The following is a 17,631-nucleotide window of genomic DNA, read 5'->3' as shown; positions in this document are numbered from 1 at the left end:
GAGGTCATCATGTCTTTGAATAGAGAGACAATTACGGGGGAAAGGCTATTTGATAGCAATTTCATGGTTCAGGGATCTGTTGAGCGTTTGGATCTCACTTGGGCTAATCAGGTGCTATCCGGACAGTTGGCTGCGTATCGAGTACGCCAGTTTCTATCTGTGGAAGAGAGGACGCAAATAGTAAAGAATTTTTGGTGTTCTAAAGCGCGCACGCCACGGTATGGAGAAGGTGAGGGTGGGATTGAGGGATACTTTGTCGGCGCATCACATATTGAAAAGACGACTCAAGAGTATCTGGATCAAGTCGCTTTCTTTAAGAAACCGGTAGATGCGATTTACGAGGGCAGTGTGGATCCGCTTGCTCGAGTGAGGGAAGGATTCCGTAAGGAATCTATGAATGTTCGAGCAGCAATCCACGATGGACGACCTGCGGGGGATGCTAAGGCTGTTTACTGGAACAATACTGGAGATTATTTGCTACTACCGCATGACGATTTGGCCCAATTGAGCGATCCTTCACAACATGGCTTTGAGATTCAGGGGGTTGAGCATGTAATGGCTATGAACTTCTACGCAGATATGCCAAGTGAAGGTGGCCAACTCAAAGTTTGGAATATCGCCCCAGATAATGATTCCCGAATAAAGCTAGGACTTGAATATAGTGGTTTTCCTTATCCAGTAGAGCTTTTGCACGAACATGCTCATCTAACTATTGATTTGGAAGCAGGTGACCTCGTACTGCTAAATGGTAATCTCGTTCATGCTGTACTTGGTGGTAGCGGTATTTCTGCACGGCAACGCCTGTTGATTACTTGTTTTATGGGGCAATTACCTACGGGGGAGGTTGTCTGGTGGACCTGAAAAGACAACAATATAGGCAGATTATATGATGCTAACCAAGAATGCCTGGGCCTCGTACGGCACAACCATGCTTTTTGTTCTGCTTTGGGGCAGCGGAGCAATTTTCTCACGCTGGGGGCTTGACCACAGCTCAGCGTTCGCCATCCTTACCTTGCGCTTTATTCTCGCGCTGTCACTGCTCGTCGTCATCGCCAGCTTTAGCGGAGGATTGCTGCCGAAGTCGGGCACTCGTGGGAAAGTAGCACTGACAGGAGTGTTGCTTATTGGCGGTTATTCGATTTGCTACTTTCTGGCTCTCGAGCATGGGGTCACCCCTGGCGTACTTGCCACTATCCTAGGCGCACAACCCATCCTTACATTGGTGCTTACCGAGCGGAATTTCTCGTTAGCTCGTCTAGGCGGTTTGGTATTGGCTCTGTGTGGCTTGACTCTGGTGGTATTTGAAGGGCTAAGCTTTGCTAGGATGTCGGTCCTGGGATTGGCTTTTGCCCTGTTGGCACTAGTCAGCATGACGACAGGGGCGCTATTACAAAAAACAGTGCAGCAGTCACCCCAGGAAGTGATGCCTCTTCAGTATCTTGTCAGCTTGGTATTCTGCCTTTGCTTTGTGCCATTTAAACCCTTTGAGGTCGACTGGGGAGTGGGGTTCCTATTGCCACTGTTATGGCTGGGTTTGGTTATCTCCGTTGGAGCACAGTTTTTGTTGTATCGACTGATCCGCAGTGGAAATATGGTCAACGTGACCAGCCTTTTCTATTTGGTTCCTGTTGTTACGGCTGTCATGGATTATCTGTTCTTAGGCAACGTATTACCGGCACTCAGTTTGCTAGGTATGGCCGCAATCCTATTGGGTTTGGTGTTGGTATTTAGAGTTGGCCAGAGAAAGACTAATAATAGCGAAAACAAATGATTTTTTTCGCTTCAAGCTGTCGTTTTCGTGGCAATTGTTGGTGAAAAATCAATTGACCGACTTGTTAAGTCGCGGGCGCTCACATACAGTTATTACGTTAATGTCATGATTACATTAATTTTATCGAATAAATTGGCTTCCCTTTGACGTGGCACCTTGTGCTTCAATTTTTAGGACAATAATCACTCATATTGGCCATGGTTGATTTTGGTCAGGGGAAGGTTGATGTCAAATATTTTCAGATGAAGATTTTTGGCCCCCATCGCCTCAGCCCGTTTGACGTGGTGTTCGGCATATTTTTCGGCAAACGCTCGGTTTTCGAAAAAGTATATTCCACCCGCCTCGCCAGTATGCTCATTCTCAGTCCATATCTTGGAGATGAAACCCGGCTCTTGATTGATGCTTTCGGCCAGCGATTGCGCATTTTTGGACAGGGTTGCACCAAGCTGGTCGGCTGGGAAACTAAAATCAATCTGTAAAATGACACTCATGTCGTGATCCTTTTCGTGACGGGTGGTTGTATAAGAAACAGGGTTATTCCGTGGTGTGCTCTGCAACAGGGGGTAACTGTGCGTTGAGACGGTTAAGCAATGTCTCGGTGTCAACGTAACCCGAAGATAGCAGCGATATCTCACCTTGACGTTCCAGCAACAGGGTGGGGAAGGAGCGAACGCCCCATTGGCGACATAACGCAAAGTCCTGGCTAACCGCCTCTCTGGCCTGTTGTGACGTAAAGGTTTGGCTGAATTCTTCAAATGGCAGGCCAACCTGGTCACAGATGTCACGATAAAACGCCACGGTTTTAGGATCCTGCCCATCTACATAGAATTTGTACTGGCTTGCTGCGAGAAACGGTAACGCTGCCGAGGAAGGTAAACCCCGCTCAACCAACAGCAGAGTAGCTGTTGCGACCGCCCGGCAGGCCAGCTCGGTATCGTAATTGAATTGCGCTGCTTCCAGCAGGCTGAAACCAAAGGGTTGGCCGGTTGTTTTCTGGATGTGGCGCCACTCCTCCCTTAAGAAGGCTTTGAATGCCGAGTTCCAAGCATCGCCGCCGCCAGCGCGCAAGCCACCCATGGTCATCACAAAACTCAGGCCATGTTGATTGCAATACTCCGCCAGTTTCTTCACCACGGGTGAAATGCCCCAGCACCAGGAGCACATCGGATCGCCGACGTAGCGAATGACTACATCGCTGGGCGAAGTGGGTTGCCGTTGTGCATCAGAGGGCTCGTCAGGCAGTAGACAACTGCCGGTGGTGGGATCGCATTGCATCATGTGGAAACTCCAAGCTGGGTTGAGAGCGCGATCGTTATGATATTTGACAGCAAAAATTAATAAATAGACTATAAAAGCTAACTCTGTTCAATATTTGTGAACAAATGGACAAACTTGCAGCCATGGCCACTTTTGTCAAAGTGGTCGAAACCGGAAGTTTCACCCGCGCGGCTATCGCCATGGGGCTTCCCAAAGCGCGGATCTCCCAGCGGATTAGCGATCTTGAGCGCGTCCTGAGCGTGCGCCTGTTGCATCGAACGACCCGGGCGTTGAGCCTGACGGAGGATGGTAGCGCCTATTTTGAGCGCTGCCAGCATATTCTCGCGGAAATTGATGAGTTGGAGGGGGGGCTCAGCGGCGGGGTGACAACGCCGAGCGGCAAGATCCGTATAGAGGCTTTGGCCTCGATTGCGCGTTGGATCCTCGCACCTCAGTTGCATGACTTTCAGGCACGTTTTCCAGAGATCGTGGTGCGGCTTGCCAGCAGCGATCGCATCAGTAATTTGTTTGAGGAAGGCATTGATTGCGCGATCCGCGGCGGTAATCTGGAAGATTCGACGCTGGTGGCCAGGCACGTTTGCGATGTGCAGATGGGCCTTTATGCTTCCCCTCATTTTCTCCGCTCAACGCGAGCTATCAGGCAGCCTGAAGATCTTCAGCATCATCGATGGGTTGGGGGTTTTGGCATTCAGCACGGTAAGCAGCTTACCTGGCATCTGCAATCGGCAAGCCAGAGCATCGCGGTAGTAGGCAACAGCAGTTTGCTGATCGAAGATCCCGATGTGGCCATGAGTGCTTGCCTTGCCGGGGCGGGCATCTGCTCCGGAGCACCCTTCGCGGTGGAAAGCTATGTGAAGAGTGGGCTCTTGCAGCCGGTGTTACCCGAGTGGCACTTTGCTCCACGACCCATTCATATTATCTACCCCACCGGCAAGCATTTGTCGGTTCGGGTGAGAAGCTTTGTGGATTGGTCATTTGAGCTGATGAAAACCCATCCGCTGTTGGCTATGACGCCTTTAGCGCTGGCAAACTCACTGAGTTGAGTCGTTTGAAGGCTGGTTAACCGGGGGGTAAAGAGGTGGATGGCGTTGCCGCACATCCACCTGATAATCGACGATCAGTGAAGCTTTTTACCATCAACAATGATGTGGTGCGGGCTACGTGCCTTCGGATGGATGAAGAAATGCCCTTCCTGAGCGCTATCCGTGTTGATTGGCACCAGAGTGATATTTTTCGCTCCGGCAGCTTTATTATGTAGTGCATAAATAATGAAGGGGATGACCAGCACCACCAGGAAGCAAACGACCAGTAAACCGGCATAGACGTCGTTAGCTTCTCCACCCGGTAGCCCCGAAGGAGGGAAGAAGGAGACGACAAAGGCGACCAGAGAGGTCAGCAATCCGATGACCGCCACCGCAATTTTAACCCCATTGCCTCCCGGTATATTAAAGGTGCGTTTGTTATTCGGCTGTTTGCGGATCAGCTGGATATAAGCCAGGAATAACAGGAAATAGCTGCAAAGATAAATCACCACCGTCAGCGCCAGCGCAATCAGGAACGACATGTTATTGCCACCCCCGGTATTGGTCAGCACAATCAGTGCCACTGAGGTGATGAGTAACTGGGAAATGACCAGCACCACCGGCACGCCGTTTTTGTTCATTTTGGCAAAACGGGCAGGCAGGATCCCTTGCTGTGCCGTCACTAACATCCCGCGGGAAGGCCCGACAATCCATGCGGCGATCTCAGCTAGCACGCCCAGGAGCAACAGCGCAGCGATACCGCGGATAGCCCATTCAAAGCCCGTCCCCAAATGATTGATCAGCACCGTGAAGGTTTGCATCACGCCCGCAGAGAGGTTGATTTGCTCATGGGGTATCACGGCTGCAATGGACAACCCGCCGACTGAACTCAGGCAAATTGCCGCAAACATCAACAGCAGCATGGCGAGCGGATAATCGCGGCCCGGGTTTTTCATCTCATTGACGTGGGTAGCGGAGGCTTCCACCCCCATATAGCTTAGGATGAAGGCCACAAACACCACTAGCGTGCTCATGCTGGTGACGTTCGGGAAGAAAGTATCGGCACTCATTTCAATCGCAATGGGAGCACCAGAGCGCAGATAAGTGACGGCCAGGATCACCAGAATGGCGGCTGGTAGCAGGATACCGGCAAAAAAACCAATCTTGGCGATGCGAGCGGTATTCTTGGTGCCACCAAACTGAGTCAAGGCCAGACCCCATAAAATAATCAGTGCGGCGATGGTCTTGACTATCGGATCGTTATTGAGTTCGGGCCAGTTAAGAATATAGGACAGCGCCCCTAGCACGAAGTAGAGCATCGGGATAAAGCCGATTGCGATTTGCAAATAGCCAAACGAAATAGCGGCAAACCCCCATTTCTCACCCAGGGTTTTAGAAACCCAGGTAAATACGCCACCCTCCTGCCAACCTTCTACCGTCGCCATTTCTGCGGCACACAATCCTACCGGGATGAACCACAGCAAGCCGCCAACAATAAGGAAGAAGATCAGTGAAAAACCGGAGGTTGCAAACGTTGGGTATTCGTAAACCGCCATCACCATTGATGCCGTTATGGCAAAAAAGCCCAACAGCGTGAGTTGTTTTGGCGCAGCGATGATTTGAGAGGTAGCCATGGCAATTCTCCTGGGACAAGCGAAGATGCTTGCCAGTTGATTTCTTATGGTTAACAGGAGTGGCGAGGAGCATGCCACTCCATTAACAGGCCAACTGCGGATCAGCCGTGGTTAAAACCGGCCGCTTCATCTTCCGAAAGTGGATTAACGACCGGATGACTTTCGAAATGCTCAAGTGCTCGTTTCAGATCGTCAAGCAACAGGCTACCCAGGTCAAAACTCACTCCGTGGCGTACTAGAATACGCTGGATCACCAGATCTTCCCGATTAGCTGGCATGGAGTACGCAGGTACCTGCCAGCCGCGTGAGCGTAACTTATCGGCGAGGTCATACAGCGTGTAGCCACCGATATTGGCGCCTTCTTTCAGTTTCCAGGCCAGCGCCGGGATGCCTTTACCACTGTCGCCATCAAACAGGATTTCAAACGGACCGAGCTTACCGATCTCGTCGGCAAGATACTGGGCCGTGGCATAGCAGGCGTTATGGACTTTGGCGTAGCCTTCGCGGCCAAGGCGTAAGAAGTTGTAGTACTGAGCGATGATCTGCCCACCAGGGCGTGAGAAGTTGAGCGCAAAGGTAGGCATATTGCCGCCAAGATAGTTGACGTTGAAAATAAGCTCTTCGGGCAGGTCTGCCGCTTCACGCCATACTACCCAGCCCGCTCCCAGAGGGGCCAGCCCAAATTTATGGCCTGAAGTATTGATGGATTTTACGCGTGGCAGGCGGAAATCCCATTCCAGATCGGGGGCACAGAATGGGGCGAGAAAGCCGCCGCTGGCACCGTCGACATGAATAGGAATATCCAGTCCGGTGTCTTTTTGCAGCTTATCGAGTGCGTCGCTGACCGCTTTTACCGGCTCGTACTGGCAGGTAAAGGTCACTCCGAGGGTGGGTACCACACCTATGGTATTTTCATCGACTCGTTTCAGTACCTCTTCCGGGCTCATGATCAGACGATCGCCCTCCAGTGGAATTTCTCGCAATTCCACGTCGAAATAACGCGCGAATTTGTGCCAGCAAATTTGTACCGGCCCGCAGATCATATTGGGCTTATCGGTGGTTAGGCCCTGTGCGACACGCTTTTTGCGCCATTGCCATTTTAACGCCAACCCCCCCAACATAGCGGCCTCTGACGAGCCAATGGTGGAGCAGCCCAGCGTGGTGTCCGGCGACGGTGATTTCCACAGGTCCGCCAACATGCGCACGCAGCGGGCTTCAATTTCGGCCGTTTGTGGATACTCGTCTTTATCAATCATATTTTTGTCGATAGACAGATCCATCAGGTCACGAATTTCTTCGTCAACCCAGGTTTGGCAGAATGTCGCCAGGTTTTGCCGTGAGTTACCGTCCAACATTAATTCATCGCGAATGGCACTGAATACATGGCGAGGATTTCGCTCTGAGTCTGGAAATCCAGATTTTGGTAGCGAAATGGCCAAATCTATCGAGGAGTAAACATCATCATTAACATTGCTGTTATTTTCCTGGTTGTTTGCACTCATAAAAACCCTCTTGATTTTTATATTCCAATATACTCGGCAGGATCACGTAAAACCGCCCCCTGTGCTCTACTAACGCCACTACGTCTTGGCGTTAATTCTAGAACATTTTCTGAAAAAGACAGGAAATCATTTTAAATATAATGTTTTTCTTTTAAAATCAGTGATAAAGAGGATTGTGTTGTTGATCGTTTTCTCAATATCCCCCAAAAAAGTAAGGGGCGATTCATTGGGGTTTTCTCACTCGGATTTTTATGCCAGTAATTTAAATGTTGTTACGTCATGGTTGTGATAACGTTAAATTAATTAATGAGACTTTACTCTCGATTGATAAGGTAATTCTGATTTTATCCACTGCAAAATAATGTTTTATTAATGAAGATATAAAATTATTGAAAAATAAAGCGTTGTGAGGATTACGTTCTACAATTACTCTAAACAAAACCTGCAGTTACCCGCGAAGTCGGTTTAATTTGATAAGGAGTGATGTGTTATGCAGCAAAGCGCCATGGACTTGCCTGCCCACGAACATTCTGAGGCATGCCTATGCCACAGCCCGGCATTTTTACGCATTAATACGGTGCTAACCCGCCAGGCGGCGAAAGCGCCGCCGATAACGACAGCCACGGTCGCAGCAGCAATACCCGCAGGACAATCCACACATTCCAATGCAACCGCCAGCGCTACGCAGCTGAAAGCGTTTATCAACGTACGGATTTTTGACGGGGTTTCTGACCAACTGCGCGAGGGCATGCAGGTTATCGTTGAAGACAACAAAATCAAATCGATTGAACCTGCTGATACGCCTCCGCCAGCGGAAGCAACGATTATAGACGGCAACGGTGGCGTACTGATGCCCGGCCTGATTGATGCGCACTGGCATGCCATCATGGCTCGTCCTTCCATGATGACGGCGATGACGGCCGATTTTAACTATATCCAGGCGCTGGCGATTGCCGAAGCACAGGCAACGCTGCTGCGTGGTTTCACCACGGTACGCGATATGGGCGGGCCGGTGTTTGGTTTGAAACGTGCGATTGATGAGCAGATTACGGTTGGCCCACGCATTTACCCGTCCGGGGCGTTCATTTCCCAGACCGGCGGCCACGGTGATTTTCGCATGCTGAGCGAAGTCCCACGCGCACCCGCGGACTCCTTAAGCTATATCGAGCGGGTGGGGATAACTGCCATTGCCGATGGTGCCGACCAGGTGCTGTTGCGCGCCAGGGAACAGCTGATGAGGGGGGCATCCCAGATCAAATTTATGGCCGGTGGCGGTGTAGCCTCACTCTATGACGGTATTGACGTAACGGAGGGGTCCGTGCCCGAAATCCAGGCGGCGGTGACCGCCGCGGAAAATTGGGGTACCTACGTGACCGTTCACGCCTATACGGCCCGCGCTGTCACCATGGCAATCAAAGGCGGCGTGAAATGCATCGAACACGGCCAGTTGGTGGATGAACAAACCGTGGAGCTCATGGCGCAACAGAATCTGTGGTGGTGTCTGCAACCTTTCCTGGACGATGAAGATGCCGTACCGATGGCGAACCCGGCTTCACGCGCCAAGCAACTGGTGATGTCCGCTGGAACCGATAACGCCTACCAACTGGCGAAAAAGCACCACATCAAGACCGCCTGGGGTACCGATACTCTGTTCGACGCCCGGCTTGCCACACGTCAAGGAGCTCAGCTTGCCAAGCTGATCCGCTGGTATACACCTCTTGAAATTCTTAAAATGGCTACCAGCGTGAATGCCGAACTTTGCGCGCTTTCCGGCCCGCGTAACCCTTATCCCGAGAAGCTCGGGGTGATAGAAGCAGGCGCTCTGGCCGATATGATCATTGTCGACGGCGATCCGCTAACGGATATTCAACTGCTGGCCCAGCCTGAGGAAGCATTTCAGATGATCATGAAAAATGGGCAAATTTATAAAAATACGCTGGTAAACAGCGCGGTTTAATACAGCGCCGCAATGCGGTTTTGGGAGATAAAATGGCAAGCGCACACTCTTTTCGTCAACGCCGGGGGCCTGTGTTTTTTCGTACAGGCCATACGCGTTACGGAGCGTTGGCCTTATTGCTGGTCAGCACCTTTAGCCTTATCGGGTGTCGTGACTTTGGTGCGCCAGCATTTTCCTTGCTCGGCTCTTATTTCCCAGCCTGGCTAGCCTGTGCTGGGATTGGCCTCGTGGTAGCGATAGGAGCGCGCGTTCTGCTGATTTTTGCAGGAATTGACGAAGTTCTGCCGTGGCGACTCTTCGTGTATACCTGCCTGGCGCTCGCCGTAGCCTTTATGTCATCGCTTTTATTCTAAGTGCGCTAAAAATGAACACGTTAAAACAACCGGGCAATAAACGTCGGATAGCGATCGTCATCGGGGTGGTTATCGTTATTGCTGCCGCTATTTCAGGGTGGCTGACGCTGCGTCAAAACACGTTAAATCCCACGTCGCAGGATACGGTCATCGGTGCTAGCGTGGTGAACGTCAGCAGCTCCGTACCTGGGCGTATTCAGTCCATTAATGTGACAGAAAACGGCAGGGTCCAACGAGGTGAGGTGATGTTCACCCTCGATCCCACGATTTATCGTTTGCGGGTCGAGCAGGCACGGGCGGAACTGCAGATGGCGCAAGCTGCCTGGGAAACTCAGCACCGCACGATGATCGCAGAACAATCTAATGCGGCTATTACCGATGAACAGGTAAACCGGGCGCGAGCCAACCTCAAGCTTGCCACCCAGACTCTGGCGCGCATTCAGCCACTGCTGGGCAAGGGGTATGTCACCGCCCAGCAGGTGGACGATGCCCAGACAGCCAAACACGATGCGGAAATCAGCCTGAAACAGGCGCTGAAGCAAACCGTCGCTTCGCAGGCATTAATCAGCAGCGCTGCGGAGTCTGAGGCCCTGCTCAGCGCACGCCGCGCCGCATTGGCCATTGCCGAACAAGAACTGGAAAATACCCAGATACGAGCGCCGCATAATGGTCTGGTAGTGGGGCTGAATGTTTCGGCGGGGGAATTTGTGATGCCGGATCAGGCGGTATTTACGCTGATTAATAGCGACCACTGGCACGCCTCGGCATACTTTCGCGAAACAGAGCTGGCGCACATTAAACCGGGGAATTGCGCCACGGTATATGTTATGGCCGATCGTCAGCGTGCGATTCAGGGCAAAGTGGAGGGGATTGGCTGGGGGATCAGCTCCGAGGAGCAGTTTAACATTCCACGAAATCTGCCCTATGTCCCAAAATCGCTGAACTGGGTGCGGGTCGAACAGCGTTTCCCGGTGCGGATAACCCTTAAAGATCCGCCGGCGGAGTTGATGCGAATTGGTGCCAGCGCGGTAGCAATAGTACGAGACGACCATGGTTGCTGACAGCCCCTTGGGCAGAATGTTGCGCCAGGTGAAACGCGATTTGGCCTATTTCCCTGGCCGATTGGCGATGGCCTGGCGGGTCGGTGCGCTTTGCGCACTGATGACGCTGGTGGCCATGCTGTACGGTATCCCCGAATCAGCGATTAGCTGCTATCTGATTTTGTTCGTGATGAAACCAGACGCCGCCGAAAGTATGGCGATGGCCATTGCGGTGACCCTGCTCGTGTCCATAGTGGTGGGGCTGATCTTGCTGATCCTGCCTTATACCTTGGAATCTGCGCCTTTACGCATGGCGGTGCTGGTGCTTAGCTCGTTTGCCTTTCTCTGGCTAGGCTCGGCGAGCAAGCTCGGGCCGGTAGGCAGCATTATTGCGCTGGTGATCGCTTTCATCATGTCGCTACTTGGCGACGCGCCGAATGGAGAGTTAGCGGTACGCGCGGTGCTGTATGCCTGGCTGATGGCCGCATCCCCGATGCTGCTATTGGTAGCCTTTAATCTTTTCATCGGGCGGCCACCCTGGAAACTGCTACGCGCAAGTCTGGCAGAGCGCTTAGCGGTTGCCGGTGAGGCTTTACGCCACCCGGATGCCCCCAGCCTGTATAAAGTAGAGGAGCTGTTGCGGGAAGGGCAGAGCGAACATCAACAGCGGGCTATGCTCGTGCGCATTTTCCATCTGCGGCCTGCCGCAGAGGCTGCCTGGTTAACCGCCGCTGTCAACAGCAGCTATCGGTTACTGCTGGCCATTTCAGCCCTCAATAAAACCGAACCGGCGTTAACTCGCCCGAATTTGGCGGACTGGTGCAGTTCCGCCGCCGAGGCTATTGCCGCGGGCCGGGGGATTGAACCCCCAGCGTTTAATCAGAGTGGGGAAAATGACGAAGTCACCCACGCGCTGGTGCAACTTGCAACGCCAGATAATGCGGTAGACACCAGTGCGCCCAAAGCCTCATTTTTAGCCGCAGACGCCTTTACCAATCCCGTCCATCAGCAATTTGCCTTAAAGACCACGGCGGCCAGCGTGATCTGTTATCTCGTCTATACCGCACTGGACTGGCAAGATATTCATACCGCCATGATCACCTGTTATGTCGCTGCGTTAGGCACGGCGGGAGAGACAGTACACAAGCTGACGTTACGCATTGTTGGTTGCCTGATAGGCGCATTGATGGGCGTGCTTTCGCTGATTTTTATTGTTCCGTCGCTTAGTGATATCGGCCAGTTAATGGCGTTGGTATTCGGCGCGCTGCTGCTCAGTGCCTGGGTATCGAGCGGCAATGAGCGGATTGCTTATGCGGGCATACAAATCGGACTGGCATTCTTACTGACCGTGTTACATGGCTTTAGTCCGAGTACGGATTTGGGCGTTGCGCTCGATAGGGTACTCGGGATCCTGCTGGGGAATCTGGTGGTGTATTTGATATTCACTTACGTGTGGCCCGTCGCCATTGCTGATTTTGTCCGCACTCGCATCCGTAGCCTGGTCACGGGATTAAGCAATCTTGCCGCGTTATCGCCAACAGAGCGCCCGGCAGCGATAAGACAGGCGGCAGAGGTTGAAGAAGAACTGACTACGGCACGGGAGGCGCTAAGGCTGGTTCCTTTTGAGCCAAGATCGCTACGCCCCTCTCCCGAAGAATACCGGCGTCTGCAAGCGATCCTTGGCGAAATGGAAAACCTCTGTCCGGCGCTGTTTTTGCCCTTTGATAAGTCTTTCTCCGATATGGAACGGCTTAGCCGGCTTTCCTCGAGCGGTGGAGTGATTAATCCCTCAGTACCAACAGGCAGCAACAACGGTTTGCCACCCGCCGTTGAACTTGAGATCCAACAAAGCATCAGGCGACTTGAGGAACTTCTTGGATGAAGCCGCGCACTCAGACTTTCAAAATACGAACTTTCAGCACGGCAGTGGGATTATGTCTGTTAGCAGGCTGTGCCACGGACCAACTGGCGTTGGCTCCGGCTAGCCCTTCCTCTCCCTGGACACCTGACGGCATCAGCAGTCATGAATTTGCTGTTCCGGCCAACCCGGCGGTAGCGGAACTTCCTGCACCGCCTGCGATCAACCAGCAGCAGATCTATCAGTTACCTGAGCTGATAGACATCGCCCAGATGCAAAACCCGGATACCCGCATCGCCTGGCAACAGGCGCGGCAGGCAGCGCTGGGCGTAGGCATGGCTGAAGCGACATTTTTGCCGATGATTTCAGCCAGCGTGATTGGCGGCTACCAAAGAACGCGAACGCCGTTGCCCTATGACATTGGCGACCAACACGATCTGGACACCTCCGGCAGCGCGGTAGTGCCGGCACTGGCGTTGCAGTGGTTAATCTTTGATTTTGGCCAACGTAGCGCTTTGCAACAGGCGGCCAAGCACACCTCCTATGCCGCCAACGTCGCCTTTAACGGCATGCATCAAAAGATTATTTATGAGGTTACGCGCAGCTATTACCAATACGGTGCGGCCCAGTCACGCCGAAAAATAGCGCAGGAGACGCTGCGCAATAGCCAGAAAATCCTCGATGCTGCCTTGGCGCGTAACAAAAATGGCGTTGCGACAACGGTGGAAGTTGCACAGGCACGCCAGCAGGTCGCGCAATCTGAATTGAATCGCGTTGTTGCGCAGGGAACGGAACGTGACGCATGGCAGGCTTTGCTGGCATCCATGGGCATTTCTGCCTCATCACAAATCAAAGTGGGCTATGCCGAGGATAAACCTTTGCCGCAGACGGCCAGTGCGCCAACCCAGCAGATGATTAAGCTGGCGCTCTCTCAGCGGCCAGACGTATTGGCAACTTATGCTGCTGCTCAGGCCGCTACCGCCGGTATCAAGGCGGCAGAGGCGGATTTTCTGCCTAAGGTTTATCTTGCCAGCGCGGTCGCGGGTGGCGATGGGCGTTTTGACATTCAGGGATTGCCGTCCATTGGCCAGCAAACGTCCTCCTCTAGCATTCTGTTGGGCGTTACCGTACCGCTTTACGATGGTGGAATACGAGCTGCCCGCGTGAAAGAGGCCGAATCACGTGCCGCCGTGGCAAACGAGACTTTCCAAAAGACGCAGGAGGCTGCGGTTCGTGAGATTATCGTGGCGGCCGATACGTTACAATCCGCGCTAGAAGCCAACCAGGCAGCATTGAACCTGGTAAAAACCGCGTTTATTACCTACGACGCCGCGCTGGAGTCTTATCGCAACGGCGTGGGGACCATCACCGTAGCCAACGAGGCTGCCAATGGTCTGCTCTATGCCCAACAGATGAGTACCGATGCCCACGCTGCGGCACTGATCTCGGCGGCTAATTTAGCCTTTGTGATGGGCAAAATGACCCACGTGGACCCAGAGTAATTCAGGAGAGGGAAACCGACTGCTATCGAAAATAGGGGGGTATCACAACATCCTGTCTCCAGTGGAAAAGCCAGAGGCCCGCTTGGTTTCCTAAGCGGGCCTCTGGCATCTATCCCTATAGCAGGCTAGAGGTAGGGCGAGTCAGTGATTAAGCCAAATCTGAATCGAACAGTGTAATGTGCCAAGCTTGCTATCCAGTTGTTTAAGCTGCTGTTTGATCCACTCCTCATTCACCGGAGGCTCACAGTATTTCTCCAACTGGCTACAGAACTCATCGATCTCTTCGGCAAAAATGATCTGTGCTCCCCCGGCCATTTTATGCAGGCATCCCGCCAGTGCATGCCAATCTTTCGTTGCGCTGTGTCGCCAGGCTTCTGCCAGGTCAGCCTCATTCTCTTCGCAGGTACGTAACAGTAAACGCGAAAGCATTTCTTCATCCTGATGCAGCAGATCTGTCAGTTCTTGCAAATGGATTAAATCGCGCAAATTGGGGACAACTTCAGTTTTTGCCACATTGCGCAGCGCTGTTTCCAGCTGCGAAAGCCGTAACGGTTTAAAAAGACAATCGTTCATACCCGCAGCGATACCTCTTTCCCTCACGTCCGACTGGGCATTGGCCGTTAGTCCAAAGATGGCAACATGACTTCCCGTTGCGCGGATCTGGCGGGCCAGCATAAAACCATCCATCCCCGGCATCGAGCAGTCCGTGATGATGAGATCGGGCGTTTCATCTCTCCATTTATCGAAACCTTCCTGGCCACTTTTCGCTTCCGTAACCTGATGGCCCAACTGGGTCAACTGGCGATTGAGCACCATACGGTTGGCGGGATGATCGTCGACAATCAGCGCCCTGAGTGGTTGATCGCGTAATTCGCGCAGCATAGGGGCCGACCCCACCGGATTCTGCGTCTGCCGTGCCGTAACGGGCAGCTCAATCAGGATTAGCGTCCCACGTCCTGGCGTACTGCGCATCTGCATGCTGCCGTGCATTTTTTCCAGCAACTGGCTGCTGATCACCAGACCCAGGCCAGTGCCGGTTTGCTTGCGGCCTTCGGCGAGCTGAGAAAACGGCTTAAACAACCGCTTCTGATCGGCAATGCTGATCCCTACCCCGGTATCTTCGATTTCGATGTGCAAGACCAGGCCATCTTGGGCAGTGCGTTGGCTTTGCAACCGCACGCCAATTCTTCCCTGTTCAGTAAATTTCACCGCATTGCTTAGATAATTGGCAATAGTCTGTCGCAGGCGACCGCCATCAACAAATATTTCCAGCTCGGTTTCTGTCCGGCTATCGAAATTCAGTTCCAGGCCTTTTTGCCGGGCGACTTCCTCAAACACCCGGATAACCGGCGTGATGACCGTGTTCAGCCGAACCCATTCCGGTACAAGTTCAAGCTGTCCACTTTCGATTTTTGCCATATCCAACACGTCACCAATCAGCCCCATCAGGGTCTGGGCCGATTCGAAAGCGACTTCAATGGCTTCATTGGCGGGCTGTTTACGGACCTCCAGCTCCAGCAACCCCAGGATGGCGCTGATGGGGGTGCGAATTTCATGACTCATGGTGGCGAGAAATGAGCTTTTCGCCTGGCTAACCTGTTCGGCGTGTTCTTTCTCCACCGACAAGGCCAACAGCAGGCGTTTATATTCGGTGATGTCCTGCCACCCGCAAATCAGCCCGACAACGTCACTTTGCATGTCGACATACTGAGTCGCCCAGTGAGCAATCACCCGCTCTTCGGCACCATTACCGATCGTAAACTCCTGCGTCTCACCGGCGACCGCCGCAGTGTGAGGTTGAATCAACGCCTGGCTCAGAACCTCTCTAAGAGCAGACAAAGGGTGGCGCAAATCAAACAGCGAATAACGCAATGCTCCAGTAGGCAACTGGCTGAAATATTGCTGGAATGCTTCATTGTGGGTGAGGACGGACAGCTCGCGGTTCAGGACATAAATTGGGGTAGGGGACCCATTAAGCAGCGTATCGCGAAACGTCAACTGGGCCTGTAACTCTTCCTGCACCAGTTTGCGACGGCGGGTTTCTTTGTCACGAGCGTATACCCAGATCAGAACGAGCAGGATCAACCCACCGGTGATGGACAACACCCAGTAAAACTGTTTGTCGTACAGTTCCCAGGTATTGATTGGAATATCCGGCGCCCCCTGCCAGCGGTGAATAATCAGTGATATCTCTTGCGGTAAAATATCCGCTAGCGCTTTATTGAGGATGTTTAACAGTTCCGGTTCATCCCGGCGCACGGCAAAGCCAATCAGCGTGGGATTTTCACCTAAGCGGTCAACAATCCTAAGTTTCCCACGAAAATACCGGTCGATCATAAAGTTGGCCCCCAACTGGTTGCTCACTCCTCCATCGACCTTACCTGAGTCCACTAATTGCAGTACCAGGCTTTCGTTATCGGTATAGACCCATTGGATACCCGGCCATTCCTTGGAGAGCTGTTCTGAAATCGCATTGCCTCGCACTGCCGCCAGCTTCAGGTTGTTATTGATTGTCACTGGTGCAGTATCGGTATTTTTTACCACTAACACCGCAGGTGTCTGATGCCAGGGGCGGGTAAACGTGGCCAGCTTTTCCCGCTCTGGGCTAATGCTGGCGGCAGCAATGATATCCCCTTTGTTAGTGTCCAGATCGGAAAACATCTCTTCGACCGAATCCGCAGTGATGATCTGGAAGTCAAGGCCGGTGCGCAGATGAATAAGACGTAAAATATCCGCTCCGACACCGTGCAGTTCACCATTTTTGTCTACCAGGGTAAAAGGGGCAAAAAATGGGTTAACCACGATCCTGATCGTCGGGTTATTTTCGAGCCAGCGTTGTTCTTTTTCTGTCAGCCCAAGGGGGCTCTCAAAGCGCCAGATGTCCTGGCGCTGCACCCACTGGCGGGAAATAACACGATGTTCGGCATCAGGGATCGTTTGTAATACAGCAACAATGGATTGCTGTAGCACTTGATCGTCGTGACGTAAGAGAAACCGGGCTCCTGGAGCTATATCTGGATAAACATCAGTAATGGTGAGTTCGTTACTGTAGTTACGCTCAATCAAAAAGCTCGCTGTCGTCAGGTTACCCAGAAAATAGTCGCATTTGTGCAGCGAGACGCATGTCAATGCACTCTGGCTGGAGGGAAAACGGACGATAATCGCATTGGGGAAACGCTGGATAACCTGCTGGTCGCTAAGGTAGCCTTGAGCTATGGCCAGCGTTATCTGCTTATCCTTGGCGTGGGCATGGGATGATACGCTTTCGCGGGAGACAAGGGCGGGTCGGTTAGCGATGAAACTTTTGCTTTGCGTATAGTTGTCGCCATCAAGCAGCGTACTGCCGCCATCATCCATCACCGTATCAATCTCGTTTTTCATCATTGCCTGCAAGGCATCGGCGCGCGACGCATAGCGTATAACCTGGGGCCTTAACCCCAGGTTGCGGGCAACCATGCGGATATAGTCGGCATAAATACCCTCATAAATGCCGGATTCTGGCTCCATGTCAAAGGGGGGATTCTCCGGAGCCCAGGTTCCTACGCGTAGGTCTCGCTTTAATCCCAGCCATCGCCATTGCTGGTCGGTGAGTGATATATGAAGTTGTGCAGGTTGCTCACGGCTAAAAATTTGCAGTGCTTGTACAGGGGGCTGGCCGGCATAGCTCGTTGCCATCAGGCCACTGCACAACAAGAGAACTAACATACGGATCAT

Annotated in this window: 13 protein-coding genes; 8 read left to right on the top strand and 5 right to left on the bottom strand. The window is 52.6% G+C overall.

Annotated features, from left to right (window positions below):
- Positions 1-9: 9 nt before the first annotated feature.
- A complete protein-coding gene (locus KGP17_RS17315) occupies positions 10-861 on the top strand; it encodes a hypothetical protein (RefSeq protein WP_179250034.1) in 852 nt (283 codons plus the stop codon).
- Positions 862-889: 28 nt separating this feature from the next.
- Complete coding sequence (locus KGP17_RS17310) at positions 890-1,771, top strand: DMT family transporter (protein ID WP_059202062.1); 882 nt, start codon at positions 890-892, stop codon at positions 1,769-1,771.
- 182 nt (positions 1,772-1,953) lie between these two features.
- On the opposite strand, the gene KGP17_RS17305 is transcribed toward KGP17_RS17310, so the two are convergent.
- Together KGP17_RS17305 and KGP17_RS17300 are read right to left on the bottom strand one after the other, a co-directional pair.
- The gene (locus tag KGP17_RS17305) at positions 1,954-2,262 is read right to left on the bottom strand and encodes a monooxygenase (RefSeq protein WP_094981616.1); all 309 of its coding nucleotides are present in this window, start codon (positions 2,260-2,262) and stop codon (positions 1,954-1,956) included.
- Between the two features lie 43 nt (positions 2,263-2,305).
- Complete coding sequence (locus tag KGP17_RS17300; protein ID WP_223498041.1) at positions 2,306-3,049, bottom strand: DsbA family protein; 744 nt, start codon at positions 3,047-3,049, stop codon at positions 2,306-2,308.
- Between the two features lie 104 nt (positions 3,050-3,153).
- On the opposite strand from KGP17_RS17300, the gene KGP17_RS17295 reads away from it, so the two are divergent.
- Entirely contained in the window at positions 3,154-4,092 is a 939-nt protein-coding gene (locus KGP17_RS17295) for a LysR family transcriptional regulator (RefSeq protein ID WP_223498040.1), read from the top strand.
- Between the two features lie 74 nt (positions 4,093-4,166).
- On the opposite strand, the gene gadC is transcribed toward KGP17_RS17295, so the two are convergent.
- The gene (gene gadC / locus KGP17_RS17290; protein ID WP_223498039.1) at positions 4,167-5,705 is read right to left on the bottom strand and encodes a glutamate:gamma-aminobutyrate antiporter; all 1,539 of its coding nucleotides are present in this window, start codon (positions 5,703-5,705) and stop codon (positions 4,167-4,169) included.
- Between the two features lie 101 nt (positions 5,706-5,806).
- The gene (locus KGP17_RS17285; protein WP_223498038.1) at positions 5,807-7,207 is read right to left on the bottom strand and encodes a glutamate decarboxylase; all 1,401 of its coding nucleotides are present in this window, start codon (positions 7,205-7,207) and stop codon (positions 5,807-5,809) included.
- Between the two features lie 490 nt (positions 7,208-7,697).
- Here KGP17_RS17285 and KGP17_RS17280 point away from each other — a divergent pair, with 490 nt between their 5' ends.
- From KGP17_RS17280 to KGP17_RS17260, 5 genes are all read left to right on the top strand, one after another.
- A complete protein-coding gene (locus tag KGP17_RS17280) occupies positions 7,698-9,164 on the top strand; it encodes an amidohydrolase family protein (RefSeq protein ID WP_223498037.1) in 1,467 nt (488 codons plus the stop codon).
- A gap of 107 nt (positions 9,165-9,271) precedes the next feature.
- Complete coding sequence (locus KGP17_RS17275) at positions 9,272-9,517, top strand: YtcA family lipoprotein (protein ID WP_037375583.1); 246 nt, start codon at positions 9,272-9,274, stop codon at positions 9,515-9,517.
- An 11-nt stretch (positions 9,518-9,528) separates the two neighbouring features.
- The gene (gene mdtN / locus KGP17_RS17270; RefSeq protein ID WP_223498035.1) at positions 9,529-10,578 is read left to right on the top strand and encodes a multidrug transporter subunit MdtN; all 1,050 of its coding nucleotides are present in this window, start codon (positions 9,529-9,531) and stop codon (positions 10,576-10,578) included.
- Positions 10,568-12,439 (top strand): FUSC family protein, encoded by a 1,872-nt coding sequence (locus KGP17_RS17265; RefSeq protein WP_223498034.1) that lies wholly within the window; start codon positions 10,568-10,570, stop codon positions 12,437-12,439. The genes mdtN and KGP17_RS17265 overlap by 11 nt, the downstream gene beginning before the upstream one ends.
- Positions 12,436-13,917 carry a TolC family protein gene (locus KGP17_RS17260; protein WP_179253278.1) on the top strand — a complete coding sequence of 494 codons (1,482 nt, stop codon included), beginning with the start codon at positions 12,436-12,438 and terminating at the stop codon, positions 13,915-13,917. Before KGP17_RS17265 ends, KGP17_RS17260 begins: the two co-directional genes overlap by 4 nt.
- Before the next feature lie 141 nt (positions 13,918-14,058).
- Here KGP17_RS17260 and KGP17_RS17255 read toward each other — a convergent pair whose 3' ends face one another.
- Complete coding sequence (locus tag KGP17_RS17255; RefSeq protein ID WP_223498033.1) at positions 14,059-17,631, bottom strand: transporter substrate-binding domain-containing protein; 3,573 nt, start codon at positions 17,629-17,631, stop codon at positions 14,059-14,061.

This window comes from Serratia sp. JSRIV001 (assembly GCF_019968745.1).
Classification (GTDB): Bacteria; Pseudomonadota; Gammaproteobacteria; order Enterobacterales; family Enterobacteriaceae; genus Chania; species Chania fonticola_B.
This window is presented reverse-complemented; position numbering and strand designations above follow the sequence as displayed.